This is a genomic window from Achromobacter sp. HZ01 (assembly GCF_003267925.1).
In the GTDB taxonomy this organism is placed as follows: Bacteria; Pseudomonadota; Gammaproteobacteria; order Burkholderiales; family Burkholderiaceae_B; genus Achromobacter; species Achromobacter pulmonis_A.
The window spans coordinates 925,494-949,941 of the sequence record NZ_LWKV01000002.1 but is presented as its reverse complement, the minus strand read 5'-3'; the positions used below and the strand labels follow the sequence as shown (position 1 = coordinate 949,941).

Annotated in this window: 24 protein-coding genes; 8 read left to right on the top strand and 16 right to left on the bottom strand. The window is 69.5% G+C overall.

The features are described from left to right. Window positions 1-9: 9 nt before the first annotated feature. Genes A6B37_RS13375 through A6B37_RS13365 form a run of 3 tightly spaced genes read left to right on the top strand, consistent with a single transcriptional unit; the run spans window position 10 to window position 4,787 of the window. Window positions 10-1,974, top strand: coding sequence for a biotin carboxylase N-terminal domain-containing protein (locus A6B37_RS13375; protein ID WP_111826031.1), 1,965 nt, complete (start codon window positions 10-12; stop codon window positions 1,972-1,974). Continuing rightward, on the top strand, window positions 1,971-3,782 hold the full coding sequence (locus tag A6B37_RS13370) for an acyclic terpene utilization AtuA family protein (protein WP_111826030.1): 1,812 nt from the start codon (window positions 1,971-1,973) through the stop codon (window positions 3,780-3,782). Before A6B37_RS13375 ends, A6B37_RS13370 begins: the two co-directional genes overlap by 4 nt. 30 nt (window positions 3,783-3,812) lie before the next feature. Continuing rightward, the gene (locus A6B37_RS13365; protein WP_102773338.1) at window positions 3,813-4,787 is read left to right on the top strand and encodes a tripartite tricarboxylate transporter substrate binding protein; all 975 of its coding nucleotides are present in this window, start codon (window positions 3,813-3,815) and stop codon (window positions 4,785-4,787) included. An 8-nt stretch (window positions 4,788-4,795) separates the two neighbouring features. Here the strand turns inward: A6B37_RS13365 and A6B37_RS13360 are convergent, their stop codons facing one another. After that, complete coding sequence (locus tag A6B37_RS13360) at window positions 4,796-5,644, bottom strand: LysR family transcriptional regulator (RefSeq protein ID WP_181390947.1); 849 nt, start codon at window positions 5,642-5,644, stop codon at window positions 4,796-4,798. Window positions 5,645-5,739: 95 nt separating this feature from the next. On the opposite strand from A6B37_RS13360, the gene A6B37_RS13355 reads away from it, so the two are divergent. The 3 genes from A6B37_RS13355 to A6B37_RS13345 all read left to right on the top strand — a co-directional run bounded on the left by A6B37_RS13355 (window position 5,740) and on the right by A6B37_RS13345 (window position 8,929). Beyond that, on the top strand, window positions 5,740-6,960 hold the full coding sequence (locus tag A6B37_RS13355; RefSeq protein WP_111826029.1) for a CoA transferase: 1,221 nt from the start codon (window positions 5,740-5,742) through the stop codon (window positions 6,958-6,960). A 13-nt stretch (window positions 6,961-6,973) separates the two neighbouring features. Further along, window positions 6,974-7,828, top strand: a complete 855-nt coding sequence (locus A6B37_RS13350; protein ID WP_102773340.1) for an enoyl-CoA hydratase/isomerase family protein — start codon at window positions 6,974-6,976, stop codon at window positions 7,826-7,828. An 87-nt stretch (window positions 7,829-7,915) separates the two neighbouring features. Further along, window positions 7,916-8,929, top strand: a complete 1,014-nt coding sequence (locus tag A6B37_RS13345) for a tripartite tricarboxylate transporter substrate binding protein (protein ID WP_102773341.1) — start codon at window positions 7,916-7,918, stop codon at window positions 8,927-8,929. A gap of 177 nt (window positions 8,930-9,106) precedes the next feature. On the opposite strand, the gene A6B37_RS13340 is transcribed toward A6B37_RS13345, so the two are convergent. From A6B37_RS13340 to gtdA, 14 genes are all read right to left on the bottom strand, one after another. Then, window positions 9,107-9,799 carry an ABC transporter ATP-binding protein gene (locus A6B37_RS13340; RefSeq protein WP_111826028.1) on the bottom strand — a complete coding sequence of 231 codons (693 nt, stop codon included), beginning with the start codon at window positions 9,797-9,799 and terminating at the stop codon, window positions 9,107-9,109. Then, window positions 9,799-10,551 carry an ABC transporter ATP-binding protein gene (locus tag A6B37_RS13335; RefSeq protein ID WP_102773343.1) on the bottom strand — a complete coding sequence of 251 codons (753 nt, stop codon included), beginning with the start codon at window positions 10,549-10,551 and terminating at the stop codon, window positions 9,799-9,801. Before A6B37_RS13335 ends, A6B37_RS13340 begins: the two co-directional genes overlap by 1 nt. Further along, window positions 10,544-11,512, bottom strand: a complete 969-nt coding sequence (locus A6B37_RS13330; RefSeq protein WP_111826027.1) for a branched-chain amino acid ABC transporter permease — start codon at window positions 11,510-11,512, stop codon at window positions 10,544-10,546. The genes A6B37_RS13335 and A6B37_RS13330 overlap by 8 nt, the downstream gene beginning before the upstream one ends. Before the next feature lie 11 nt (window positions 11,513-11,523). Continuing rightward, window positions 11,524-12,438: a branched-chain amino acid ABC transporter permease gene (locus tag A6B37_RS13325; RefSeq protein WP_102773345.1), complete on the bottom strand. Its 915-nt coding sequence runs from the start codon at window positions 12,436-12,438 to the stop codon at window positions 11,524-11,526. Window positions 12,439-12,493: 55 nt separating this feature from the next. Next, complete coding sequence (locus tag A6B37_RS13320; protein ID WP_111826026.1) at window positions 12,494-13,669, bottom strand: ABC transporter substrate-binding protein; 1,176 nt, start codon at window positions 13,667-13,669, stop codon at window positions 12,494-12,496. Between the two features lie 27 nt (window positions 13,670-13,696). Continuing rightward, window positions 13,697-14,920: a 3-hydroxybenzoate 6-monooxygenase gene (locus A6B37_RS13315; RefSeq protein WP_111826025.1), complete on the bottom strand. Its 1,224-nt coding sequence runs from the start codon at window positions 14,918-14,920 to the stop codon at window positions 13,697-13,699. Window positions 14,921-14,938: 18 nt separating this feature from the next. Next, window positions 14,939-16,291 (bottom strand): FAD-dependent oxidoreductase, encoded by a 1,353-nt coding sequence (locus tag A6B37_RS13310; RefSeq protein ID WP_111826024.1) that lies wholly within the window; start codon window positions 16,289-16,291, stop codon window positions 14,939-14,941. A 39-nt stretch (window positions 16,292-16,330) separates the two neighbouring features. Continuing rightward, on the bottom strand, window positions 16,331-17,344 hold the full coding sequence (locus tag A6B37_RS13305) for a tripartite tricarboxylate transporter substrate binding protein (RefSeq protein WP_111826023.1): 1,014 nt from the start codon (window positions 17,342-17,344) through the stop codon (window positions 16,331-16,333). Beyond that, window positions 17,337-17,723, bottom strand: a complete 387-nt coding sequence (locus tag A6B37_RS13300; RefSeq protein ID WP_111826022.1) for a chorismate mutase — start codon at window positions 17,721-17,723, stop codon at window positions 17,337-17,339. Before A6B37_RS13300 ends, A6B37_RS13305 begins: the two co-directional genes overlap by 8 nt. Beyond that, window positions 17,720-18,358, bottom strand: coding sequence for a maleylacetoacetate isomerase (gene maiA, locus A6B37_RS13295; RefSeq protein WP_102773351.1), 639 nt, complete (start codon window positions 18,356-18,358; stop codon window positions 17,720-17,722). Before maiA ends, A6B37_RS13300 begins: the two co-directional genes overlap by 4 nt. A 52-nt stretch (window positions 18,359-18,410) precedes the next feature. Further along, window positions 18,411-19,379, bottom strand: coding sequence for a tripartite tricarboxylate transporter substrate binding protein (locus tag A6B37_RS13290; RefSeq protein ID WP_102773352.1), 969 nt, complete (start codon window positions 19,377-19,379; stop codon window positions 18,411-18,413). Between the two features lie 49 nt (window positions 19,380-19,428). Continuing rightward, the gene (locus A6B37_RS13285; RefSeq protein WP_102773353.1) at window positions 19,429-20,688 is read right to left on the bottom strand and encodes a flavin-dependent oxidoreductase; all 1,260 of its coding nucleotides are present in this window, start codon (window positions 20,686-20,688) and stop codon (window positions 19,429-19,431) included. Window positions 20,689-20,690: 2 nt separating this feature from the next. Beyond that, window positions 20,691-21,389 (bottom strand): fumarylacetoacetate hydrolase family protein, encoded by a 699-nt coding sequence (locus A6B37_RS13280; RefSeq protein ID WP_102773354.1) that lies wholly within the window; start codon window positions 21,387-21,389, stop codon window positions 20,691-20,693. A 73-nt stretch (window positions 21,390-21,462) separates the two neighbouring features. Next, complete coding sequence (gtdA, locus tag A6B37_RS13275; protein ID WP_111826021.1) at window positions 21,463-22,515, bottom strand: gentisate 1,2-dioxygenase; 1,053 nt, start codon at window positions 22,513-22,515, stop codon at window positions 21,463-21,465. A gap of 161 nt (window positions 22,516-22,676) precedes the next feature. Here gtdA and A6B37_RS13270 point away from each other — a divergent pair, with 161 nt between their 5' ends. Together A6B37_RS13270 and A6B37_RS13265 are read left to right on the top strand one after the other, a co-directional pair. Next, window positions 22,677-23,612, top strand: coding sequence for a LysR substrate-binding domain-containing protein (locus A6B37_RS13270; protein ID WP_111826020.1), 936 nt, complete (start codon window positions 22,677-22,679; stop codon window positions 23,610-23,612). After that, window positions 23,612-24,157, top strand: coding sequence for a hypothetical protein (locus A6B37_RS13265; RefSeq protein WP_102773357.1), 546 nt, complete (start codon window positions 23,612-23,614; stop codon window positions 24,155-24,157). The genes A6B37_RS13270 and A6B37_RS13265 overlap by 1 nt, the downstream gene beginning before the upstream one ends. Window positions 24,158-24,227: 70 nt before the next feature. Here A6B37_RS13265 and A6B37_RS13260 read toward each other — a convergent pair whose 3' ends face one another. Then, the gene (locus tag A6B37_RS13260) at window positions 24,228-24,383 is read right to left on the bottom strand and encodes a transcriptional regulator (RefSeq protein ID WP_210405797.1); all 156 of its coding nucleotides are present in this window, start codon (window positions 24,381-24,383) and stop codon (window positions 24,228-24,230) included. Window positions 24,384-24,448: the final 65 nt, after the last annotated feature.

Here is a 24,448-nt window from a genome sequence, read left to right as displayed (position 1 = left end):
GGTGGACAGATGAGATTCGATACCTTGCTCGTCGCCAACCGGGGCGAAATCGCGCTGCGGGTGATCCGGGCGGCGCGCGCCCAGGGCCTGCGCACGGTCGCGGTGTACTCGGACGCGGACGCGGAATCGCGCCACGTGCGCGAGGCCGACATGGCGGTGCACATCGGCGCGGCGCCGGCCCACGCCAGCTATCGCAACGTGGAGGCCCTGCTGCGCGCCTGCGCGCTGAGCGGCGCGCAGGCGGTGCATCCCGGCTATGGTTTTCTGTCCGAGAACGCGGCGTTCGCCCGCGCCGTGACGCAAGCCGGCCTGATCTTCGTGGGGCCGTCCGCCGAGGTCATCGACCTGATGGGCAACAAGGCGCGCGCCAAGGAGGCGCTGAGGCATGCCGACGTGCCGACCGTGCCGGGCGCGCAAGGCCTGAGCGACGACAGGGAACTGGCGGCGCGCGCCCGCGCCATAGGCTATCCGGTGCTGCTGAAGGCGGCCGCCGGCGGCGGCGGACGCGGCATGCGGCTGGCCCGGGACGAAGCAGAGCTGGCGCAGGCGCTGCCGCTGGCCCGCTCCGAAGCGCTGGGGGCGTTCGGCTCGGACGAGCTGATCCTGGAGAAGGCCATTCTCGGGGCGCGCCACGTCGAGATCCAGGTGCTGTGCGACGAACACGGCAATGCCCTGCATCTGGGCGAACGGGATTGCTCGCTGCAGCGGCGCTACCAGAAGCTGGTGGAGGAAAGCCCGTCGCCGGCCGTGTCGCCGGCGCTGCGCGAGCGCATGGGCGCGGTGGCGGTGCGCGCATGCCAGGCGATCGGCTATGTGGGCGCGGGCACGCTGGAATTCCTGGTGGACGCGGCGGGCGACTTCTACTTCATGGAGATGAACACCCGGCTGCAGGTCGAGCATGGCGTGACCGAACTGGTCACCGGCATAGACCTGGTGCAATGGCAGCTCAGGGTGGCCCAGGGCGAGCCGCTGGGCCTGCGGCAGGAGGACGTGCGCAGCCGCGGCCACGCGATGGAGCTGCGCGTCTGCGCGGAAGACCCGGGCGCGGGCTTCGTGCCGCAGGTCGGCACGGTGCTCAGGTGGGTGGAACCTCCCGGCCTGCGCGTAGATACCGCGCTGGAGGACGGGCTGGAGATCACGCCGCACTATGACTCGATGCTGGCCAAGTACCTGGCATGGGGCGAAACGCGGGAGGAATGCATCCGCAAGCTGATGCGGGCCTGCGAGGCCGGCGGCCTGCTGGGCGTCCGGTCGAACCTGCATTTCCTGGCGCGCGCCATCGATCATCCGGAATTCCGCGACGGCGGCGTGACGACAGGTTTTCTGGCCGGCCAGGACATGACGTCCGGGCATTGGCGCGCGCAGCCTTCCGAGCATGCGCTGGCCGCCGCGGCGCTGGCGCTGGCCGGATGGCCGGCGGCGCACGCCCGTCCCTGTCTTGCGGCGCAGGGCGAGGTGGCGCTGGACGACGCCTCGGACGGGGCGTCGAGGCTGCTGCGCATTTCGCAGCAGGCCGATGGCGGCCTGTCGGTGGATGCGTGGGAGGGGCACGTCGCCGAAGGCGAATGCAGGCGGGTCCGGATCGAGGCCGCGCATCGGCGCGGCGACGATCTTGCCCTGGTCGTGGGCGGTCTGCGACGCAGCCTGCGCGTGGCCATGGAAGGGGCGGACGCGGCCTGGGTGCAGGACGGCGCAAGCGTCTGGCGCTTCCTGCGGGCCACGCGCTTCGCCGGCCGCGACGACGGGCAGGCCGGGCAGGCGCGGACGTTGCGCGCGCCGATGAGCGGAAGGGTGATCGGCGTCGAGGTCCGCGACGGCGACCGCGTGACGGCGCAGCAGACCGTGCTGGTGCTGGAGTCCATGAAGATGGAAATGTCGATCGCCGCGGGGGCGGCGGGCATCGTGGCAAGGGTGGCCGTCGCCGCGGGCGACCAGGTCAGCACCGGACAGGTATTGATGGAGGTGCAGCAATGAGCGCGAACCACAACCCGGCCGGCCAGCGCCGGCCCAAGGGCCCCGTGCACGTCGGGTGCGCATCGGGATTCTGGGGCGACTCCCAGATCGCGATTCCGCAACTGCTCACCGCTGAAAAGCTGGACTACATCGTCTTCGACTATCTGGCGGAAACGACCATGTCCCTGCTGCAGCGGGCGCGCATGCGCAGTCCCGAGCTGGGTTATGCGACCGACTTCGTCAGCGTGCTGCGCCCGCACCTGAAAACACTGCTGGAGCGCGGCGTGCGGCTGGTGTCGAACGCCGGCGGCCTGAACCCCGAGGCATGCCGCGACGCCATCCTGGCCTATGCCCGGGAACAAGGCCTGGCGCCGCGCATCGCCGTCGTCACCGGCGACGACGTGACCGCGCTGCAGGCCGAATTCACCGATGCGCAGGGCCGCCACCTGCCCGACCTGGACGGCTTCGGGCCGCTGCTGTCGGCCAACGCCTATCTGGGCGCCTATCCCATTGTCCAGGCGCTGGCCCTGGACGCGGACATCGTGATCACGGGCCGCGCCGTGGACAGCGCCTGCGCGCTGGCCGTGGCGATACACGAGTTCGACTGGACCGCTTCGGACTACGACAAGCTGGCGCAGGCCAGCCTGGCGGGCCACCTGATCGAATGCGGTCCGCAGGCGACCGGCGGACTCTTCACCGACTGGGAGACGGTGCCGGACTGGGCCAATATCGGCTATCCGATAGTGGTGCTGGACCGGGACGGCGGGTTCGACCTGACCAAGCCGCCGGCGACCGGCGGCCTCGTGAGTCGGGCCACGGTCGCCGAGCAGCTGCTGTACGAGATCGGCGATCCGTCCGCGTACGAGCTGCCCGACGTGATCTGCGACCTGCGGCAGGTTTGCATCCGAGAGACGGGGCCGGACCGCGTGCGCGTCGAGGGCGCGCGCGGGCGGGCGCCGTCCACCCGGTACAAGATCACCGCGACGGGCCATGCCGGCTACCAGATCGGCATCATGATGGCGATCCGCGGGCAGCGGGCGCGCGCGAAAGCGCTGCGCACGGCCGACGAGCTGCTGCGGCGCACGCGCAGGCTGCTCGCGGCCAACGGCATGTCCGACTACATCTCGACCGTGGTGGAGCTGCTGGGGGCGGAAGCCATGTACGGCGGCAATGCGCGCGAGAACGACAGCCGCGAGGTGATCTTGCGCATCGCCGCCTCGCACGCCGAGCGCAGAGGCCTGGAATTCCTGCAGAAGGAGTCCGCGTCGGCCGGCACCTCGATGGGGCCGGGCACGCGCAGCCACTTCGGCGGCCGCGCCGATATCCAGGCCATCATCAAGACGGGATCGTTCTACATCGCCAAGCAGTGCGTGCCGATCTGGCTGGACTGCGGCGACGTGCATGCCGAGGTCGCCGTGCCGGACAACGGCGAGGACCGTCCCGTCGCCGCGTCCGGTACGCAGCCGGCGGCTGCGCCGGCGCCGGCAGGCGCGAACAGCGTGCGGGTGCCGCTGGCCCGGCTCGCCTACGCCCGCAGCGGCGACAAGGGCGACGATTCGAACATCGGCGTGATCGCGCGCCGCGAGGCTTACTGGCCCGTGCTGCTGCGCGAGCTGACCGCCGAACGGGTGCGCGAGTACTTCAGCCATCTGGTCCAGGGCGAAGTGTCGCGCTTCGAGCTTCCGGGAACGGGGGCGGTGAACTTCGTGCTGCGGCGCGCGCTGGGAGGCGGCGGTTCGTCCAGCCTGCGCTCGGACCCCTTGGGCAAGTCGTACGCCCAGATGCTGCTGGACCTGGAGATTCCTTGTCCCGGCGAAATCCTGCAATAGCGGGAGCCAGAGAGTGGGAGGAGACTACAAATGGAACAGACCCGCAGGGCATTCATCCAACTGGCCGGAGCCGGCGCGCTGCTGGCGGTTTGCGGCGGCGCGCGTGCGCAGGCGCTGGACCGGACCGTTCACGTGACCGTGGCCTACGGCGCGGGCGGCGCCACCGACACCATCATCCGCTACGTTGCGGACAGGATACGGGACCAGGTGGGCAGCCCCATCATCATCGAGAACCGGCCCGGGGCCGACGGCAATATCGCGGCCGAGTATGTATTGCGGCAGGGCGGCGACGGCTACAACCTGCTGGTGTCCGGGCCGTCCACGCACGCGGCCAACGCCAGCATCTACAAGTCCCTGGCCTACGACCCCGAGCGCGACTTCACGCCGCTGACGACGCTGGCCACCACGCCGTACTTCCTGGTGGTTAACCCGCAGCGCGTCAAGGCGCAGACCCTGCAGGCCTTCATCGCGGACGCGCGGGCTTCCAAGGGCAGCCTGAGCTTCGCCAGCGCCAACGTCGGCGGCCGCATCGCCGGCGAGCGCTTTCGCGCGATGGCCGGCCTCAATGCGGTGAACATTCCGTATCGCGCCAGCACGCAGGCCATGACCGACCTGCTGGGCGGCCAGTACGACTTCTATTTTTGCGACGCCGTGACCGCCAGCCCGCAGTTGCGCGCCGGCAAGATCCGCGCCCTGGCGGTGTCTACCGCCGAGCGCGTGCCCGCCTTTCCGGACGTGCCGACCGTGGCGGAGCTCGGCTACCCGGGCTTCGACGTGTCGTCGTGGATCGCGATCTGGGCCGCCGCCTCCACGCCGCCGGCGGTCGCGCAGCGCCTGGCGGCCTGGATCAACGGCGCGCTCGACAACCCGGAAGGCCGCCGCTTCCTGACCGACCGCGCGCTGGTCCCGCAGCCGGGATCGCCCGAGGATCTGCGCGCGATCCAGCGGCGGGACACGGTGGAGTGGGGCAAGGTGATCGTGGCCGCCGGGATGCAGCAGCGCTAGGCAACCGGTCAGGACGGGACGAAGAGTTCGCTGAGCTTGCGGGCGCCGTCGGAGGTGTCCCCCGCGCGCATGTAGAGGTGGTAGCTGGCCGAAGGCAGGGTGGGCAGGCCGAGCTCTTCACCCACCACTTTGAGGCCGGGCGTGAGCATCTCGATAGTGCGCGGCGTGATGCCCAGGCCGGCCCGCAAGGCGGCGCGCACGCCGGCCAGCGTGGGCGTTTGGAAGGCATTGCGCCAGGGGCGGTTCTCCTGTTCCAGGCGGTTGAGCGCCATGCGACGGAAGACGCAGGGCGCGTCCACCAGCACCAGAGGCAAGGGGAGGTTTTGTTGATGATGGAAATGCGTGCCCGAAATCCAGACGACGGGCGAGGTCCGAAACGTGATGCGAGGGAACTCGTCGAACTGTTCGAGTTCCAGCAGCAGGTCGATGTCGCCGCGGCGCAGCGCCGAGGCCAGCCAGCGACTGCGATTGACCTGAATCTCGATGCGCATGCCGGGGTAGGTGCGCGCGCACAGCGCCAGATAGTCGGGCAGGATCGTGTCCACGGCGTCGGCGCAGACGCCGATGCGCGTGGGCGCGGCGAAGACGCTCTGGTTCATCGCGCGGCAGGTCTCGTCGTTCAGCGCCAGCATGCGCCGCGCGTACTCGCGCAGGCGCACGCCCTGTTCGGTGAGGCGCTTGTGCCGTCCCACGCGCACCAGCAGCTTGCAGTCCAGCAGCCGTTCGAGCCGCTGCATCTGTTGCGAGACGGCGGCCTGGGTGCGGAATACCTGGTCGGCCGCGCCCGCGAAATTCTCGCGGTCGGCCACCGCCAGGAACGTCCTGAGCAAGCCTATGTCCAGATCGCGCACCGCCATGAGATTTCCTTATGTGCCAGTGTACGCAGACGATTATCCGGGGCGCCGGGCGTCGGGCACAAGCCCAGCCTTTCCCCCAATCCAGGGAGACTGCCGTGAATGCCTTCATCGATCCGAATCCTTTGCACGAGGTCTATGAGGGCCTGCACGTGCTCGACCTGTCGCAGGGCATCGCAGGCCCTTATTGCGCGCAGATCCTGGGCCAGATGGGCGCGCAGGTGACGAAAGTGGAGCCCTTGCACGGAGACTGGGGACGCAGCATGGGCGTGCCGCGCGGCGGCTTCAGCGCCATTGCGCTGGCTTTCAACCGGGGCAAGCGCAGCCTGGCGCTGGACGCGCAAACCGATGCCGGGCGCGAGGTGCTGCACAGGCTGGCGGCGCGCGCCGACGTCGTGGTGCAGAGCTTCCGTCCCGGCGTGGCGGACCGGCTGGGCCTGGGCTATGCGACGCTGCGCGACCTCAATCCGCGCCTGGTCTATGCCTCGATCTCGGGATTCGGCCTGTCGGGACCGTATGCCGACCGCCCGGGCACCGATTCCGTCGTGCAGGCGCTGACCGGCCTGACCACGGCGAACTGCGACGGCGCGGGGCTGCCGCAGCGGGTCAAGCCGTTCATCGGCGACCTGTCCTGCGGCGTCTACACCGCCAATGCGATCGGGGGCGCCTTGTTCGCGCGCGAGCGTGGACAATCCGGCCGGCACATCGACGTCAGCCTGCTGGCCACCATGGCGGCGCTGCAGAACAGCTCGCTCATCGACCACGCATTGCGCCGCGGCGAGCCGGCCACCAGCGTCACCTATCCCCAGGGGATCTTCAGCACGCAGGACGGCTATGTGCTGGTGTTCGCCATGAACAACGCCATGTTCGCGGCCATCTGCCGGGTGATCGGGCGCGACGACTGGCTGACGGACCCGCGCATGGACACGCCGCAGCGCCGCATACAGGTCGGCGACGAGATCAACGCGGGGGTGGCGCAGATCCTGCGCACGCGTTCCACCGCCTACTGGACCCAGTGCTTCCGCGACAACGACATCCTGTATGGCGAGGTCAAGGACTACGACCAGTTCCAGGAGGACGAGCAGGTGCGGCACCTGGGCCTGGTGCAGACCCTGAGCCAGCCCGGCCTGGGCGACGTGCCCTTCGTCGGCCTGCCGGGCGTGCATCCCGCGAGCGGTTCGGCCGGCGGGCGCGTGCCGGCGGTGGGCGAGGACACGCAGGCCGTGCTGCGGGAACTGGATTACTCGCCGGCCGACATCCGCGCGCTGGCGCAGCAGGGGATCATTCAACCGGCGGCGCAGGCCGCCGCAGCGCACTGAAGGAGCCGTACACATGAACCTGGCGCAATCTAACGGGGCGGCCGACGCGCCGCTGCTCACCCGGCGCGACGGCGCGGTTTTCCACCTGACCCTGAACCGGCCCGAGACGCGCAATCCGCTGGGCGGCGAAATGGTCGAGCGGCTGGAGGACGCGCTCGGCCAGGCCGAAGCCGACCCGGCCGTGAGGGTCGTGGCGATCGGCGCGGCGGGGCCGGCGTTCAGCGCCGGCGGCAACCTGGGCAACGTCGCGGACCGGATCGCCGCGCGTCCCGACGCCGACGGACAGGACCCGGTGGCGCTGGGCAACCGGCGCTATGGACGCTTCCTGGAACGCTTCGCCGGCTGCTCCAAGATCACCGTGGTGCTGGCGCAGGGGGCGGCCATGGGCGGCGGCGCGGGCCTGGTCTGCGCCGCCGATATCGCCGCCGGCTTGCGCGGGGCGCGCTTCGGCTTTCCCGAAGTCTCGATCGGCCTGGTGCCGGCGCAGATCCTGCCGTTCGTCGCGGCCCGCATCGGCGTGCAGGCGGCCCGCCGGATGATGCTGACCGGCGAGCGCATCGACGCCGATGCGGCGCGCGCCATCGGCCTGCTCGACTACGTTTTCGATGCCGGGCAGGACTGGGAGGAGGGCGTGGCCGGCATGCTGCGGCGCTGCGTGGACGCCGCGCCCCGCGCCGCCGGGCAGACCAAGCGGATGCTGCGGGGACTGTTCGGCCAGCAGCGCTGGCACGAGGAAGAACTGGGCGCCTATCTGGATTCGGCGTCGCGGTGTTTCGCCAGCCAGCTGCGCAGCGAGGCGATCGAGGGAATCGCTGCGGCCAAGGCCAGGCGGCGGCCGGATTGGGACGCGGCGCCGTCGGTTTCCTGACGCTTTCGACGGTATTGCTTTGTTACCATCTCCGCGGCCTGGAGTATGCTACTGACCGCAATCATTCCAGAGCGAGGAGAACAATCAATGAAGCCCACCCCCCGCAGCGCGATGCGCCGCGCCCTGCTGCAAGGCGCCGTGGCGCTGGCCGCGACCCTGCCTTTCTGCGCGCCCGCCGGCGCCGCCGCCGACTTCCCGACCAAGCCGCTGCGCTTCGTCGTGCCCTATCCGCCCGGCGGTCCGCTGGACACCATGGCCCGCATGCTGGCCGAGAAGGTGCGCGGCTCGCTGGGCCAGCCCGTCATCGTCGAGAACCGCTCGGGCGCGGGCGGCAATATCGGCGCCGACCTGGTGGCCAAGGCGCCGGCCGACGGTTATACGCTGGTGATGGGCGCGGTCGCGACCCACGCGATCAACCCCTGGCTGTTCGCCAACCTGCCGTACGACCCGGTGAAGGACTTCGCGCCCGTCACCATCGTGGCCTCGGTGCCCAACGTGCTGGTGATGAACCTGGAGTTCGCCCAGAAGAACAAGATCGAAAAACTGTCCGACCTGATCGCCTACGCCAAGCAGAATCCCGGCAAACTGAACTACGGCTCGGGCGGCAACGGCAGCGCCGGCCACCTGTCGGGCGAGCTGCTGAAGGCGCGCGCCGGCATCAAGGTCGAGCACATTCCCTACCAGGGCGCGGCCCCGGCCCAGCTGGCGCTGCTGTCGGGCCAGTCGGACTTCATGTTCGACAACCTGGCGGCCTCGGCGCCGCTGATCAAGGACGGCAAGGTCAAGGCGCTGGCCGTCACCACGGCCCAGCGTTCCTCGCTGCTGGCCGACGTGCCGACGGTGGAGGAATCGGGCGTCAAGGGCTTCGACCTGGGCACCTGGTTCGGCGTGTTCACCACGGGCGGCACGCCCGCCCCGGTGGTCGCCAAGCTGAACCAGGCCTACGCCGAAGCGATGCAGCAGCCCGACGTCAAGCAGCGCCTGCTGACGATGGGCTCGGAAGCCGGCCCGATGACGCCCGAGGCGTTCGCCGCCTTCGTCAAGAGCGAGAAGGCGAAGTACCAGGAGATCGTGAAGATCTCGGGCGCCAGCCTGAACTGAGCGCTGGGGGGAGCTGATGGGTTTCGCGCGATTCGCGTCGGCATTTTTGCCGGCGGCTGGCCGCGCTACACCCATCCTACGCCTTCGGCCCCCCTGACGTAGGATGGGTGTAGCGCGAGATCCCTTGGGCAAGAACCCGAATGCAGCGCGCGCGAAACCCATCGGACGCCGCCACGACTACACCCCCAGATACCGCTGCGCCAGCTCCGGCTGCGCGGCGAGTTCCGCGGGGCTGCCCTGCCAGACCACGCGGCCTTTTTCCAGCACGTGGTGGCGGTCGACCAGCGTGGCCATTTCCTTCAGGTTCTTGTCGATCACCAGGATGGTCTGGCCTTCCTCTTTCAGGCGGCGCAGGCAGTTCCAGATTTCCTGGCGGATCAGCGGCGCCAGCCCCTCGGTGGCTTCGTCCAGCACCAGCAGGCGCGGGTTGATGAGCAGCGCGCGGCCCACGGCCAGCATCTGCTGTTCGCCGCCGGACAGGGTGCGGGCCGACTGCGCGCGGCGTTCCTTCAGGCGCGGGAACAGCTCGAATACGCGCTCCACGTGCCAGCCCGCGCGGGTATTGCGGGCGGTGGCGACCAGGTTTTCCTCCACCGACAGCGAACCGAAAACGCGGCGGCCTTCGGGCACCAGGCCGATGCCCAGCTGCGCGATGCGGTGCGGGGGCAGGCCGGCGATGGGCTTGCCGTCGAGCAGGATGGCGCCGTCCTGGGCCGGCAGCATGCCCATGAGGGTCTTGACCGTGGTGGTCTTGCCCATGCCGTTGCGGCCGATCAGGGACACGACCTGGCGCGGCGCGATCTCGAGGTCCACGCCGAACAGCACTTTGCTTGCGCCGTAGCCGGCCTGCAATGCCTGGATTTGCAGCATCATTCCTCCTCGCCCAGATAGGCGGCGCGCACGTCGGGGTGGCGGCGCACCTCGTCCGGCGTGCCGGTGAAGATCGTCTTGCCGTAGACCAGCACGGTGATGCGGTCGGCCAGCGCGAAGACCGCGTCCATGTCGTGCTCCACCAGCAGGATGGCGTAGCGGCCCTTGAGTTCCCGCAGCAGCGCGGTCATGCGCTGCGATTCCTCCGCGCCCATGCCGGCCATGGGCTCGTCCAGGAGCAGCACCGACGCGTTCAGTGACAGCGCCATCGCCAGCTCCAGCTGGCGTTTCTCGCCGTGGGCCAGCGCCGAGACGCGCACGTCGCCGCGTCCGCCCAGGCCGACGCGTTCCAGCGCCTGGCGCGCGGGCTCGCGCAGCGGCGGCAGGCGGCGCGCGTTCTTCCAAAGATTGAAGCCGCCCGGGCTGTGCGCCTGCACCGCCATGGCGACGTTGTCCTCGGCGCTGAAGTCGGGATAGAGCTGGCTGATCTGGAAGGAACGGGCCAGCCCGGCGGCCGGCCGCTTGTGCGCCGGCATGCGGGTGATGTCGTGGCCGTCGAGCAGGATGCTGCCGGCGTCCGGCAGGATCTCGCCGCTGATCTGCGACAGCAGCGTGGTCTTGCCCGCGCCGTTGGGGCCGATCAGCGCATGCAGTTCGCCCGGCCGCACGGCCAGGTTGACGCCCTGCGTGGCGTGCACGGCGCCGAAGCGCTTCTGCAGGTCGCGGATCTCGAGTTTGGGTTGCTCAGCCATGATGCTTGCCTCCCGCCAGCCAGCCGTACACGCCGCGCTTGCCGAACAGCACCACCAGCACCAGCACCGGGCCCAGGATCAGCATCCAGTGCTCGGTCCAGGCCGTGGCGACCTGCTCCAGCCCCAGGTACACGGCCACGCCCAGCACCGGCCCGAAGATCGAGCCCATGCCGCCCAGGATGACCATGGCCATCAGTTCGCCGGATTTCTGCCACGCGGCCATGTCCGGACTGACGAAGAGCGCGTAGTTGGCCCACAGCGCGCCGGCCAGGCCGGTGCCGGCGGCCGACAGCACGAAGGCGGTGAGGCGGTAGCGCAGCGGCGCCAGGCCCAGGCCGACGCTGCGCCGCGGGTTCTGCTTGATGCTCTGCAGCGCCATGCCGAAAGGCGAATCGACGATGCGCCGGCAGGCCAGCACCCAGGCCGTCAGGAGCGCCAGGCAGACGTAGTAGAACGTGGCGGGATGGTTCATGTCCAGCCCGGGCAGGGTATTGCGCGCGTCGATCGACAGGCCGTCGTCGCCGCCGTAGACCATCAGGCCCACGAGGATGAAATACAGCATCTGCCCGAACGCCAGCGTGATCATGATGAACTGCACGCCCGAGGTGCGCAGCGACAGGAATCCCACCACCAGCCCGGCCAGCGCCGCGGCCGCGACGGCCAGCGGCCACATCACCAGCGCGGCTTCGCTGCCGCTCCAGCCGAACAGCGTATCGCCCTGGCTCATGTGAAAGCCGACGATGCCGATCACGTAGCCGCCCAGGCCGAAGAAGGCGGCGTGGCCGAAGCTGACCATGGCGCCGTAGCCCAGGATCAGGTCCAGGCTGACCGCGGCGATGGCGTAGATGAGAAAGCGGGTCATCAGGTTGACCAGGAAGGTCTCGCCCGTGGCCGACGCGATGGCCGGCACCAGGGCGAACAGCAGGAACCCGATCGTGTTGACGATCATTTTTCGAGTCATGGGTTTCGTTCCTAACGCTGGGCGGGCACCAGCCCGCGCGGCTTGAACAGCAGCACGATGGCCATCAGGATGTAGATGCTGGCCGACACCAGGCTGGAGCTGGCGGAATCGGACAGCTCGGGCGGCAGCAGCCGCGACATCCAGAACGGGATGTAGGCGCGTCCCAGCGCGTCGGTCATGCCGATCATGAGCGAGCCCGCCAGCGCGCCGCGCACCGAGCCCACGCCGCCCACCACGATGACCACGAAGGTCGTGATCAGGATGCGTTCGCCCATGCCGATCTCCACCGCCAGCAGGGGCGCGGCCATGACGCCGGCAAAGCCGCACAGCAGGGCGCCCAGCGTGAAGATCAGCGTGAACAGGCGCTGGATGTTCACGCCCAGCGCGTCGACCATCTCGCCGTCGTCGGCGCCGGCGCGCACCAGCATGCCGACGCGGGTGCGCGAGATCAGCAGCCACAGCCCGATCGCCACCAGCACGCCGGCGCCGATGAAGGCCAGCCGCATCACCGGATAGTTCAGGCCCGGCAGCAGCGCCACCGACCCCGACAGGAACGGCGGGATGTCCATGAAGGGCGGGCTGCGGCCGAACAGCACCGTGACCAGCTCGTTGGTGAACAGCGTCAGGCCCAGCGTGGCCAGCACCTGGTCCAGGTGGTCGCGGCGGTACAGGTGGCGGATCACCAGCAGCTCGACCACCAGGCCGTACAGGGCCGCGCCGGCGAGCGCGGCCAGCAGCGCCGCGGCGAACGAGCCGGTGGCGGCCGCGGCGCTGGCCGCGCAGAACGCGCCCACCATGTAGAACGAGCCGTGCGTGAGGTTGATGACGTTCATGATGCCGAACACCAGCGTCAAGCCCGCCGACAACAGGAACAGCAAGGCGCTGTATTGCAGGCCGTTCAAGACCTGCTCCAGGAACATCAGCATGGAAACTCCTTGTGGAGCGGGGCGGGGGGCGGCCGCGGCCGGCCCCCGTCCTGGCCTACATCTTGCATTGCGCCGCGTGCACGTCGGTGTGGTCGCGGGCGATGACCTTGAGGTTCTTGTAGGTCAGCTTGCCGTCCGGCCCGGCTTCGATGTGCAGCAGATACCAGTCCTGGACCGGATGCTGGTTGGGCCCGAACTTGAACTTGCCGCGCACGCTGGGGAAGTCGGCGCGGCGCAGCGCGGCGCGGAAGTCGTCGGCGCGGCCGGCGACGTCGCCGGCCACGGCCTTCAGCGCCGAGCCGATCAGGTTGGCGGTGTCGTAGGCCTGCGCGGCGTAGGCCGTGGGTGCGCGGTTGTAGGCCTTGGTGAAGGCTTCGACGAAGTGCTTGTTCTGCGGATTGTCCAGGTCGGCGCTCCACAGCGAGCTGAGGTAGAAGCCCGCGCCGGCGTTGCCGGTGGCGGCCAGCATGCGGTCGTCCATGGAGTAGATCGGCGTGATCATCTTGATCTGGCCGGCCAGTCCGGAATTGGCGAACTGCTTGGTCAGGTTGATGCCCGCGCCGCCCGGATGGAACTGGAAGATGGCGTCGGGCTTGAGCGAGCGGATGCGCGCCAGCTCCACCGAGAAGTCGGCCTGTTCCAGCTTGGTGTAGATCTCGTCGGCGATCTCGCCCTTGTAGGTGCGCTTGAAGCCGGCTACCGCGTCGCGTCCGGCCTGGTAGTTGGGCGCCATGATGACCACCCGCTTGGCGCCCAGCTCATTGGCCGCGATGCCCGCGGTGTCGGCGTAGGAGTCGTTCTGGAAGGCCACCGAGAAGTAGTTCGGGTTGCAGGCCTTGCCGGCGTAGTTCGACGGGCCGGCGTTGAGGCTGACGTAGAAGGCGCCGGCGTTCAGCACGGTGGGGCCGACCGCCGCCATCACGTTCGAGAAATTGATGCCAGTGAACAGGCGCACGCCGCTTTGCACCATCTTGTCGGCGATCTGCTTGGCGTTGGCGGGCTTGAGCGCATCGTCCTCCACGCGCAGGTCGACCGGCACGCCGCCCAGCTTGCCGCCGCCTTCCTTGATGGCCAGCATGAAGGCGTCGCGCTCGTCCTCGCCGATGTAGCCGGCCGGCGTGGACAGCGTGCCGATGAAGCCGATCTCCACCGGCTTGGTCTGCGCGGAGGCGGCGAACGAGGACAGCGCCAGCGCGAGGGCGGCGGCCGCGCCGCCTAAGGTCTTTTTCATGGTTGTCTCCTGAGTCTGTTTTTGTGTTTACTGCGCCGTATTCCCCGCGAGGCAGTTTTCCACTTTCCAGCCGTACAGCCACTGCAACGCGTCGTAGAACTGGGACTGGCTGCGGCCGGTCCACAGCATGTTGCGCACGGTGCGTTCGACGCCCCGCGCGTGATAGAGCCTGCCCATCTCGCGGGTGGACCACACCACGCGCGCGCTGCGCGGGATGCGGACCGACTCGTAGAGGCGGAAGGCGGCTTGCAGGTCGTGGCCGCATCGGCGCACGGCCTCGCCCAGCGTCACCGCGTCCTCCAGCGCCATGCAGGCGCCCTGGGCCATGTACTGGGTCATGGGGTGGGCGGCGTCGCCCAGCAGCGTGGCGCGTCCCTGGCCCCAGCGTTCCACGGGCTCGCGGTCGGCGGTGGCCCAGCGTTTCCAGGAGGTGGGGCGGTCCAGCATCTGGCGCGGGCGCGGATGGATGCCCTCGAAGTAGGACAGCACCTCTTCCTTGCTGCCCTCGCGCACGCCCCATTGCTCCTGTTCGCGGCTGTGGAAGGTGACCACCAGGTTGTATTGCAGCCCGCCGCGCAAGGGGTAGTGCACCAGGTGGCAGTGCGGGCCGGCCCACAGCACCGGCGCGTTGATGCGCAGCTCTTCGGGCATGTTCTCGCGGTCGACCACGGCGCGGTAGACGACGTGGCCGGTCACGCGGGCCGGGTCGCCCACCATGTGTTCGCGGATCACGGACTTCACGCCGTCGGCGCCCACCAGCGCGTCGGCGCGGTAGCGGTTGCCTTCGGTGTCCGTCACTTCCACGCCCTTGCCGTCCTGCGACATGGCGGCGATCTGGGTGGAGGTGCGAAAGCGGATCAGCGGATTCTGCTGCACCGCCTCCAGTATCGACAGATGGATGTCGGCGCGGTGGATGACGGCGTAGGGGCCGCCGAAGCGCTCGCGGAACGCCTCGCCGGTGTCGATGCGCACCACTTCGTGGGCATCGACCGCGTCCATCATGATGATGTGGTCGGTGAACACGGCGCGTCCGCGCGCCGCCGCGCCCACGCCCAGCGCGTCCAGCGCCGCGAAGGCATTGGGGCCGAGCTGGATGCCGGCGCCGATCTCGCCGATATGGGCGGCCTGCTCCAGCAGCTGCACCGCGACGCCCTGGCGGGTCAGCGCCAGCGCGGCGGCCAGGCCGCCGATGCCGCCGCCGACGACGATGACGGATTGTCCGGTGGCTTGAGGGTTATTGCTTGCGTTCATGTTCGGCTTGCGCTCCGTTCAGTCCTGGCCGCCCAGGAAGGCGCCTTGCTGCCGCAGCTGGGCCTGCAGGGCGGAAATGGATATATCGGCCGGCGCGACGCCGGCGCGCAGCGCCATCGCCGCGGCGGTGCCCGCCGCTTCGCCCATCACGAAACAGCTGCCGCTCACGCGCGCGGCGGATTGGCCTTCGTGCGTCATGGACGCGCAGCGCCCGGCCACCAGCACGTTGTCCGCCACGTCCGGGCCGGGGCGCGGCACCAGCATGCGAAACGGCAGCTGGTTGTAGCCGCGCGATTGCGGAATGGGCGGCCACAGCCACTGCACGTCGCCGGCGGTATGCATTTCCAGCGGCCAGCCGTTGACGCCGATGCAGTCCTCGAAGTCGGCGCAGCCCAGCACGTCGTTCTTGCTCAGCACCGCGGCGCCCACGAGCCGGCGCGTTTCGCGGATGCCGAGCTGGGGCGCGATGTCCAGCACATAGGCCTGCTCGAAGCCGGGCACTTTGGCGCGCAGGAACGCGAGGTACTGCACGATCTGGCGGCGGCCTTCCAGCTCGCCGGCCGACAGCGAGTCGGCGTCGGTGCCGTCGGCCGCGCTGCCGTCGGCGTTGGCCAGCTGGGTGACGTTGACGCGCCATTCGTAGTCGTGCTTTTGCGGCCGCACGATGGCGCCGCGGCGCGGAAACGTGAACTCGCCGCTGGCGGCGGCCTGGTCCATCAGCTGCGGAATGGTTTTCCACGCCTCCCGGGCGCGCGCGCCGTCCACGTTGCCGACCTTGAACATCAGCGTGGGATAAAGCATGCGGCCGCGCTCATCGCCCTTTTCGAAAGGCAGGCCGGCCCAGCGCGCGATCTCGGCGTCGCCGGAGCAATCGATGAAGATGCGGGCCCGCACCGCGCAGCGCCCCGACTTGGTTTCCAGGAACAGCGCATCGGCCCGCCCGTCCTCGCCGCGCGACAGCCCCGTGGCCAGGGCATGGAACAGCACCTGCGCGCCGCTGGCCTGGACCATGTCGTCGGCGGCGCATTTGAAGGCCGAGATGTCGTAGGCCTGGGCGTGGATCTTGCCGAGGATGAGATGCGGGTCGTTCAGGCCGTCCATGGCGCGCATGCGGTCGAGCAGCTCGTCGGTCATGCCGTGCACGACCTGGCGGATGTCGCCGCGGACATTGGCGTGCAGCCCGCAGAAATTCGACACGCCGGCGGCCGTACCCATGCCGCCGAGAAATCCGTAGCGCTCCGCCAGCAGCACGCGGGCGCCGTTGCGCGCCGCGCTGGCGGCGGCCAGCAGGCCGGCCGGTCCGCCGCCCAGCACGACGACGTCGAATTCGCCGTACAGCGGGGTCTGGCGGGCGGGTTCGGTGATGACCATCTGGTTCTCCTTGCGGGGGCCGGCGGCGCGTCCGTCGCCTTACTGCGCCTTGATGCCGAGCTTGCGGATCAGCGGCGCCCAGCGATTGAGCTCATCGTCCATATAGGCGCGGAATTCGGCCGGCGTGTCGCCCACCGGGTCCATGAACTGGGCCTGCAGCCGCTTGGCGACTTCGGGGTCGCGCACTGCCTGGATCAGGGCGTCGGACAGCTTCTTGCGCACGTCGGCGGGCGCCCTGGACGAGATCACGAAACCGATCCACGCCGAGCCTTCGATGTCCGGCACGCCGGCCTCGGCCAGCGTCGGGATGTCGGGCAGCAGGGCCGAGCGTTTGGAGGAGGTGACGGCCAGCGCCTTCAGGCGGCCGTCCTTCACCATGGGCATGACGGCGATGGGCGGCAGCGCGGCGAATTGCGTATCGCCCGACAGCAGCGAACTGAGCGCGGCCGGCGAGGACGGATAGGGAACGTGGGTGGCGCGCGCGCCGATTTGCTGCAGCATCAGCTCCACGGCCAGGTGCGAAACCGTGCCCGCGCCCGGCGACGGAAAGTTGTACTTGTCGGGGTTCTGCTTGAGCGCCTGCAGCAGCTGGCCCACGCTGCCGATGCCGGCCGCGGCGGGCACCACCAGCACGTTGGGCTGGTGCACCGCCAGCGTGAGCGGCGACAGGTCGGTGGCCGGCGCGTAGGGCAGCTTGTCGAAAAGCAGCGTGTTGTTGACCAGCGGCCCCGTGATGGACACGCCGAAGGTGTAGCCGTCGGGCTTGGCGTTGGCGATGGCGTAGGTGCCGATGTTGCCGCTGGCGCCCGGCTTGTTCTCGATGACGATGGCCTGGCCCAGAATGGCGCCGGCCTTCTCGCCGACGATGCGGGCCACCTGGTCGGGGCTGGAGCCCGGGCCGAACGGCACGATGGCCTTGAGCGGCTGGGCCGGCCAGGTTTGCGCATGCGCCGCGGCCAGCGGCGCCAGGGCGGCAAGCGCAAGCGCCAGCGCGCGGCGGGCGATGCGGCGCACGGGCAGGGCGAGGGCGGCCGGCGTCGAGAACTCAGGCATGGGTGTCTCCTCCCAGGTCTTGCATGGTGTCGAAGTACGTCTGCTCGTTGGCGATGAAGGCGGCGACCATCGCGCGGTAGGTGGCGTCGACCACCTGTTCCAGATTGGCGAAGCCCCGGTTGTGCGTCACGGCCAGCCGCCGCGCCTTGTCGTAGACCTGGGCCTGGCGGGCCGGCGCGCTGACCTGGAAGGCGTCGCGCTTGAAGCGCGCGGCGTCCTTGACGTACATGGCGCGTTCGGCGATCAGCTTCACGATCTCCTCGTCCAGCCGGTCGATGTTGGCGCGCACCTCGGCCAGCGTGGCGCACAGCGGCCGGTAGGCGGGATCGGTGTAGGCGCGCAGCGGCGCGCCCTGGGCGTCGGGTTCCCGGTTCGTCACTGGATGTAGTCCGGTTGGCGCGCCGGCGCGGCCTGCTGGAAGGCCGGGTGCGCGTTGCAGTGTTCGTGGACGCGCAGCACGCGCGGGTAGGGCGACAGGTCGCAGCCCATGCGCTGGGCGTTCGCCACCTGCGGCACCAGGCAGCAGTCGGCCAGCGTCGGCGCATCGCCGAAGCAGTACGCGCCGTGGCCGTGGCGGGCCAGCAGCGCCTCCACGGCGCCCAGGCCTTCGGCGATCCAGTGCCGGTACCAGTCGTTCCTCTGCTCCTCGGTCGCGCCCAGCACGTCCTTCAGATAGCGCAGGATGCGCATGTTGTTGACGGGATGGATGTCGCAGGAGATGGCGTCGGACAGCTCCAGCACGCGCGCGCGCTGCACGGTGTCGGCCGGGATCAGGCGCGGCTCGGGATGCGTGGCGTCCAGGTAGTCGATGATGGCCAGCGACTGCGACAGCCGGAACTCGCCGTCGACCAGCAGCGGCACGCCGGCCGAAGGATTCAGGGCCACGTAGTCGGCGCCGCGCTGTTCCAGCTTGCGCAGGTTCACGGCCAGGTAGTCGTAGGGCAGCCCCTTGAGCGCCAGCGCGATGCGCACGCGGTAGGAGGTGGAGCTGTTGAAGAAGCTGTGGAGTTGCATGGGATGGGTAGGGTCGAGTGGGTGGTCCGTGGAAGGATCGGGGCCGGCGCCGCTATTGCGCGGTGATTCCGGTTCGGGCGACGACGTCGTCCCAGCGTTTGGCGTCGCGGGCGATCAGGGCGCCGAACTCGGCCGGGGTCGAGGTGGCGGGGACCATGCCCTGCGCATCGAATGCGGCGGCGGTGGCCGGTGTCTTGAGGATGCCGTTGATCTCGCGGTTCATGCGGTCGAGGATGGCCGCCGGCGTGCCCCGGGGCGCCAGCACGCCGTACCACATGTCCACGTCCGCGCCTTGCAGGCCGGCCTCGGTCAGGGTGGGCGTGTCGGGCAGCTGCGGCAGGCGCCTGGGGCTGCCGGTGGCGATCACTTTGAGCTTCCCGGCCTGCACCTGCGGCAGCGCCACGTGCACCGGCAGGAACATATAGTCCAGCCGGCCGCCGAGCATGTCGGTGACCGCGCCCGAGGTGCCTTTGTAGGGGACGTGCAGCATGGCGGCGCCGGTGCGGTCCAGGAACAGCGCCATCGACAGGTGATGGGGCGTGCCCACGCCCGGCGTTCCGTAGCTGAGCTTGCCGGGCGCGGCCTTGGCTGCCTGGACCACGTCGGCAACCGTGTTGGCGGGATTGGAAGGATGCGTCACCAGCAGCAGGGAGCCCCAGGATGTCAGGCCCACGGGCGCGAAATCCTTCAGCGGGTCGAACCGCAGCTTGCCCTTGTAGAGGCTGCTGTTCATGACGAACGTGTTCACCGTCACCAGGAAGGTGTAGCCGTCGGGGGCGGCGCGCGCCGCTTTTTCGGTGCCGATGTTGCCGCTGGCGCCCGCCAGGTTTTCGACCACGACGGGCTGGCCCAGCGTCCGCGGCAGGCTGGCGGCCAGCTGGCGGGCGATCAGGTCGATGCCGGTGCCCGGCGTGAAGGGCACGATCAGCGTGACCGGGCGCTCAGGCCAGGATGCGGCGTGGCCGGCGGCGCAGCCGAAAGCGAATGCCGCCGTGGCCAGGATGCGTATGAGCTTGCGCATGGTTCGTCTCCATTCTTTCGGCCGGTCGGGCGCCGGCTTGGGGCGCGTACTACACGTAGGGAGGCCGCGCTTTCAGCGCGGCCGGGTCGAAGCCCGCCACCTCCTTGTAGCGGCGCGATATTCCTTCCAGTTCTTCGCGGCCGATGACGTCTTCGATCCTGGCGTAGGGCCGGTCCGCCGAACGCAGGTGGACTTCGCGCAGGATCGCGTCGGGCGGGTTGCTGCGGTTGGTCAGCACGACCCGGGTGGTGGCCTCGACGCGGACACGGTCGTAGTGCTGCAAGGCTTCGGGCTCCAGGCCGACGCGCTTGAGCTGGCCGGTCAGGTAGCGGGCGTCGACCACGGCCTGGCCGGCGCCGTTGGAGCCGCGCGGCACCATGGGGTGGGCGGCGTCGCCGAGCAGGGTCATGCGGCCGCGCGTCCAGGTGGGCAGCGGGTCCTGGTCCACCATCGGATATTCCAGGATCGAGTCGGCGTCCTGGATCAGGCGCGCGACGTCCAGCCAGTCGAAATGCCAGTCGGCGAAAGCCGGGAAAAAGTCTTCCAGCCGGCCGCTGCGGTTCCAGTCGCGCACGGCGGGTTCGGCAGCCTCGATCTCGGCCACCCAGTTCACCAGCTGGTTGCCCGCCGCGTCGATGTTGTCGCGGATCGGATAGATCACCATCTTGCCGGTGGACAGCCAGCCGGCGCGCACCATGCTGGCGCCGGACAGAAAGGGCTTGCAGCGCGTGGTGCCGCGCCACATGTTCACGCCGGAATAGCGCGGGGCGCCTTCCTGCGGATAAAGCTGCTTGCGCAGGGCCGAGTGGATGCCGTCGCAACCCACCGCGATGCGGCCGCGCACCGGGGGCAGGGCATTGCCGTCGTTGTCCTGGAAGCGCGCCGTGACGGAATCGGCGTCCTGTTCCACGCCGGTGCAGCGCGCATCGACGACCACGCTATCGTGGCCCAGGCGCTCGCGCACGGCGCCCAGCAGCGCCATTTGCAGATCGCCGCGGTGGATGGAATATTGCGGCCAGTCGTAGCCGGCGTCGATGCCGGCGGGCTCGCTGTAGATGAATTGCCCGTGCCGCGTGTAGAACACCGATTCGCGCGTGCGCACGGCGATGCGGTCGAGCACGGGCAGCAGGCCCAGTTCGTCCAGCTCGCGCGTGGCGTGGGGCAGCAGATTGATGCCCACGCCCAAGGGCCTGATTTCGCGCACCGCCTCATAGACGCGGCAGGCGATGCCGGCCTGGTGCAGGCTCAGCGCCAGGACCAGGCCGCCGACCCCGGCACCGATGATGACCACATCGGTATCTGTTTTCATGGCTACGCCACCTGCACGCTGAGCGTGCCCAGGCCGTCGACGCCGCCGACCATGCGGTCGCCGCGCACCACCGGGCCCACGCCCTCGGGCGTGCCCGTGTAGATCAGGTCGCCGGGCTCCAGGCGGAAGTAGCGGGAAAGATAGGAGACCGTTTCGGCGACCGACCAGATCAGCTTGCCGATGTCGCTGCGCTGCTTGTCGGCGCCGTTGACCTGCAGCCAGATGGCGGCGCGGCCGATGTCGGGCACCGAGGCGGCGGGGTGCAGCGGGCCGATGGGGCCGCTCTGGTCGAAGGCCTTGCCCAGTTCCCAGGGGCGGCCGGCTTCGCGCATTTTCATCTGCAGGTCGCGGCGCGTCATGTCCAGGCCCACGGCATAGCCCCAGACGTGTTCGAGCGCCTGTTCGACCGGGATGTCCGCGCCGCCGCGGCCGATGGCCGCCACCAGTTCGATCTCATAGTGGAAGTTGGCGGTCTCGGGCGGGTAGGGCAGCGTGAGCGTGCTGCCTTCGGCCACCGGCACCACGGCGTCGGCCGGCTTGCAGAAGAAGAACGGCGGTTCGCGGTCGGGATCGAAGCCCATTTCGCGGGCGTGGGCGGCGTAGTTGCGGCCCACGCAATAGACGCGGCGCACCGGGAAGCGCTGGTCGCTGCCGGCCACGGGCACGGCGACGGGAGCGGCGGGATCGAAGACGTAAGACATGGATCACCCAAGGAATGGATACGGATACGGGAAGGCCGCCGCCGGCGCGCCGGGCGCGGTGGCGAGGAAAATCTCAGCCGTTGCGGGCTTCGCGCCAGACGCCCAGCGCGTCCTGCACCGGACGGTCGGAGTAGCTGAAGAGCGTGGCGTCTTCCAGCGCGGCCAGCTCCACCGGCGCCCACGACGGCGCGACGAACACGTCGCGCGGACCGAAGTGGAACTCCTGCTCGCCGATGCGGGCGGTGCCGCGGCCCTCGACCACGCTATAGACGGTGGAATCGGTGCTGCGGTAGGGCTTGCCCTGGAAGCCGGCCGGCAGCAGCTGCATGAAGGTCGCCATCGTCGGCATCGGATAGCCGCCGGTGGCCGGATTCAGGTAGCGCAGCTTCACGCCGTCCCAGGGGTCGAGCTCGCCGTGGCGGTAGAGCTGGTCCAGCGCCTCGCGGCTGCGCTCGTAGGGATAGTTGAAGATGGGCGAGGTGCCGCCGGCGGCCTGGTGGCGCACCGGCATCATGTTGTGGCCGTAGCGCGCCATGCTGTCGCCTTCGGGGCGGGTCACGGGCTGGGTGGCGGCGGGATAGTTCTCGGCGAAGCCCGCGTCCAGGAAGCGCAGCAGCGGGATGTCCAGGCCGTCGAGCCACACCACCGGCTCGCCGCCCTCGGCGGTCTCGGCGTTGCCGTGGTCGTGCCAGGTCCAGGACGGCGTGATGATGAAGTCGCCCGGGTGCATGGTGGTGCGTTCGCCATTGACGGCCGTGTAGGCCCCGCGGCCTTCGACGATGAAGCGCAGCGCCGATTGCGTGTGGCGGTGGCTGGGCGCGATTTCGCCGGGCAGGATCAGCTGCAGGCCGGCGTACAGGCTTTGCGTGATGCTGGCCTGGCCGGGCAGGCCGGGGTTTTCCAGGATCAGCACGCGCCGCACCGCTTCCTCGGCGCTGATGAGCGAGCCCGAGGCCATGACGTCGTCGCGCACTTCATCGTATTTCCAGATCGCCGGCACGCAGCGCGGCGCGGGTTCGCGCGGCACCAGGTTGTGCAGCGACTCCCACAGGGGAGCCATGTTCTTCTTGGCGATGCGCGCGTAATACGCGGCGCGATCGGCGGCGGGAAGGCGGCCGTCTTGCATGTCTCGTCTCCGGAATATCCGGCTGGCGCCGGGCCGCTCGTGTGGCGGCTGTGTCCTTATATGGAAACGATTATGCGCAAGGCAGCTATGTGTTTTGAAATGAATTTATCTTATTATCCATACAAAGAAGAATATACATACCGAGACAAACGAGGGCCTGTATGGACTGGACCCATCGATTGCGCCTGCGCAATCTGAAAATGCTGCTCAGCCTGGCCCAGACCCGTAACATCAGCCACTCGGCCGCGATGCTCAACACCACGCAGCCGGGCCTGTCCAAGTGGCTGAAGGATCTGGAAGACGACATCGGGCTGCCGCTGTTCGAACGCCACGCCCGCGGCCTGCGGCCGACGCCGCACGGCGACGTGCTGATCGCGCACGCGCAGCGGGTCGAGGCCCAGCTCGACCGCGCCAGCGCGGACATGGCGGCGCTGCGCGAAGGCGGCGGCGGCCGGGTGGTTATCGGCGCGTCCGGCGCATCGGCCTCGGACACCGTGCCGCTGGCGGTCCTGAAACTGCTGGAGCGCATGCCGCAGGCGCGCGTCAAACTGGTCGAGGGCACCACCGACCTGCTGCTGGGCCAGCTGGCGCAGGGCGACCTGGACATCGTGGTGGGCCGCTCCGCGCCCGAACACCACGACCCCGCCATCCGCTTCGAGGCCCTGTACCTGGAGCCTATCCACCTGGTGGCGCGGCCGCGCCATCCGCTGTTCTCGATCGAGCAGCCGTCCTGGCAGGACCTGCTTTCGTATCGCTGGATACTCTGGCCCAAGGGCACGCCGATCCGCAACGCCGTGGACGCGGCGCTGGCGGCGGCGGGGCAGGCGCCGCCGCCCGATCACGTGGAATCCAATTCGGTGACCGTCAACCTCACCCTCATCAACAACAGCGACATGATAGGCGTGGCCTCGCATCGCGCCGCGCTGCGGTTTACGCAGATGCGGGCCATGCGCGTCATTCCGGTGCGGCTGTCCGGCTTCGGCTCGGTGGCGATGTACTGGCGCGAGGACCAGTTCCGCCCGCTCGCGGTGCAGCAGGCCATGGCCGCGCTGCGCAGTACCGTCGCGGAACACGCTTCGGGCGCGGCGAGGGTGTGATGGACCGCCCGGCCGCGGGCCTGAACGCGCTGATCGCGCAATGCCGCAGGCTGGAGGCTGCCTTGTCCGGACGCGAAGACCCGGCCGCCTCGGCCGCGATGCACCGCTTCGTCGAGGCCATGGACGCCTACCGCGCGCCGCCGGGCATGTGGTCGCCGCTGGCGCTGGCGGTGCTGGTGATGACCGGCGGGCTGGGCGTGGGGATCGGGCTGCTGGACCTGCTGCTGCATGGCGCAGGATCGGCGCTGGCGGCCTTCGCACTGGTGCTGGTCTGTGCCTGTATGGCGCTGGCCCTGGCGATCGGCGTGGTCTCGTTCATGGGCGGCTACGCATACGGCCTGGTGCTGCTCAGGCGGCTGGCCCTGGGCCTGATCGTCGTCGGTCTGCTGGGCGTGATCGCCTGGATGCAGGGCGACATGCACGCGGTCGGCCCGGTGGTGGCGCTGCTGGGCGGACTGGGCGCCTGGCTGGTGCTGAATTGCAACGGCTTTTATGTGTTCGTCGGGTACCAGATGGCGCGGCGTTATCTGGAGCGGCGGCGGTAAGGGTAGTGCGGGAACGTGTCGGGCGGTCAGGCGGGCCATCGCTACATCATGGTCAGGATTCCCAGCGCCTTCATGACGGCAAGCCTTGGGCGCGCGCGACCACACCGATGGCCTTGTCGATATAGCCGGCGTCGCCTGTTTCCAGGGCGTCCGTTAGGAATTCCACGATGGCCTCCGGACTGGCGAGGTAGTCGGCGGGATCGAATTCAGTGAATGTTTCAGTCATGCTGCGCTCTCCATGTCTGCAAAATCCGATGTTGCCTCAACCGGGCAGTGTTTGGCGGTCATATT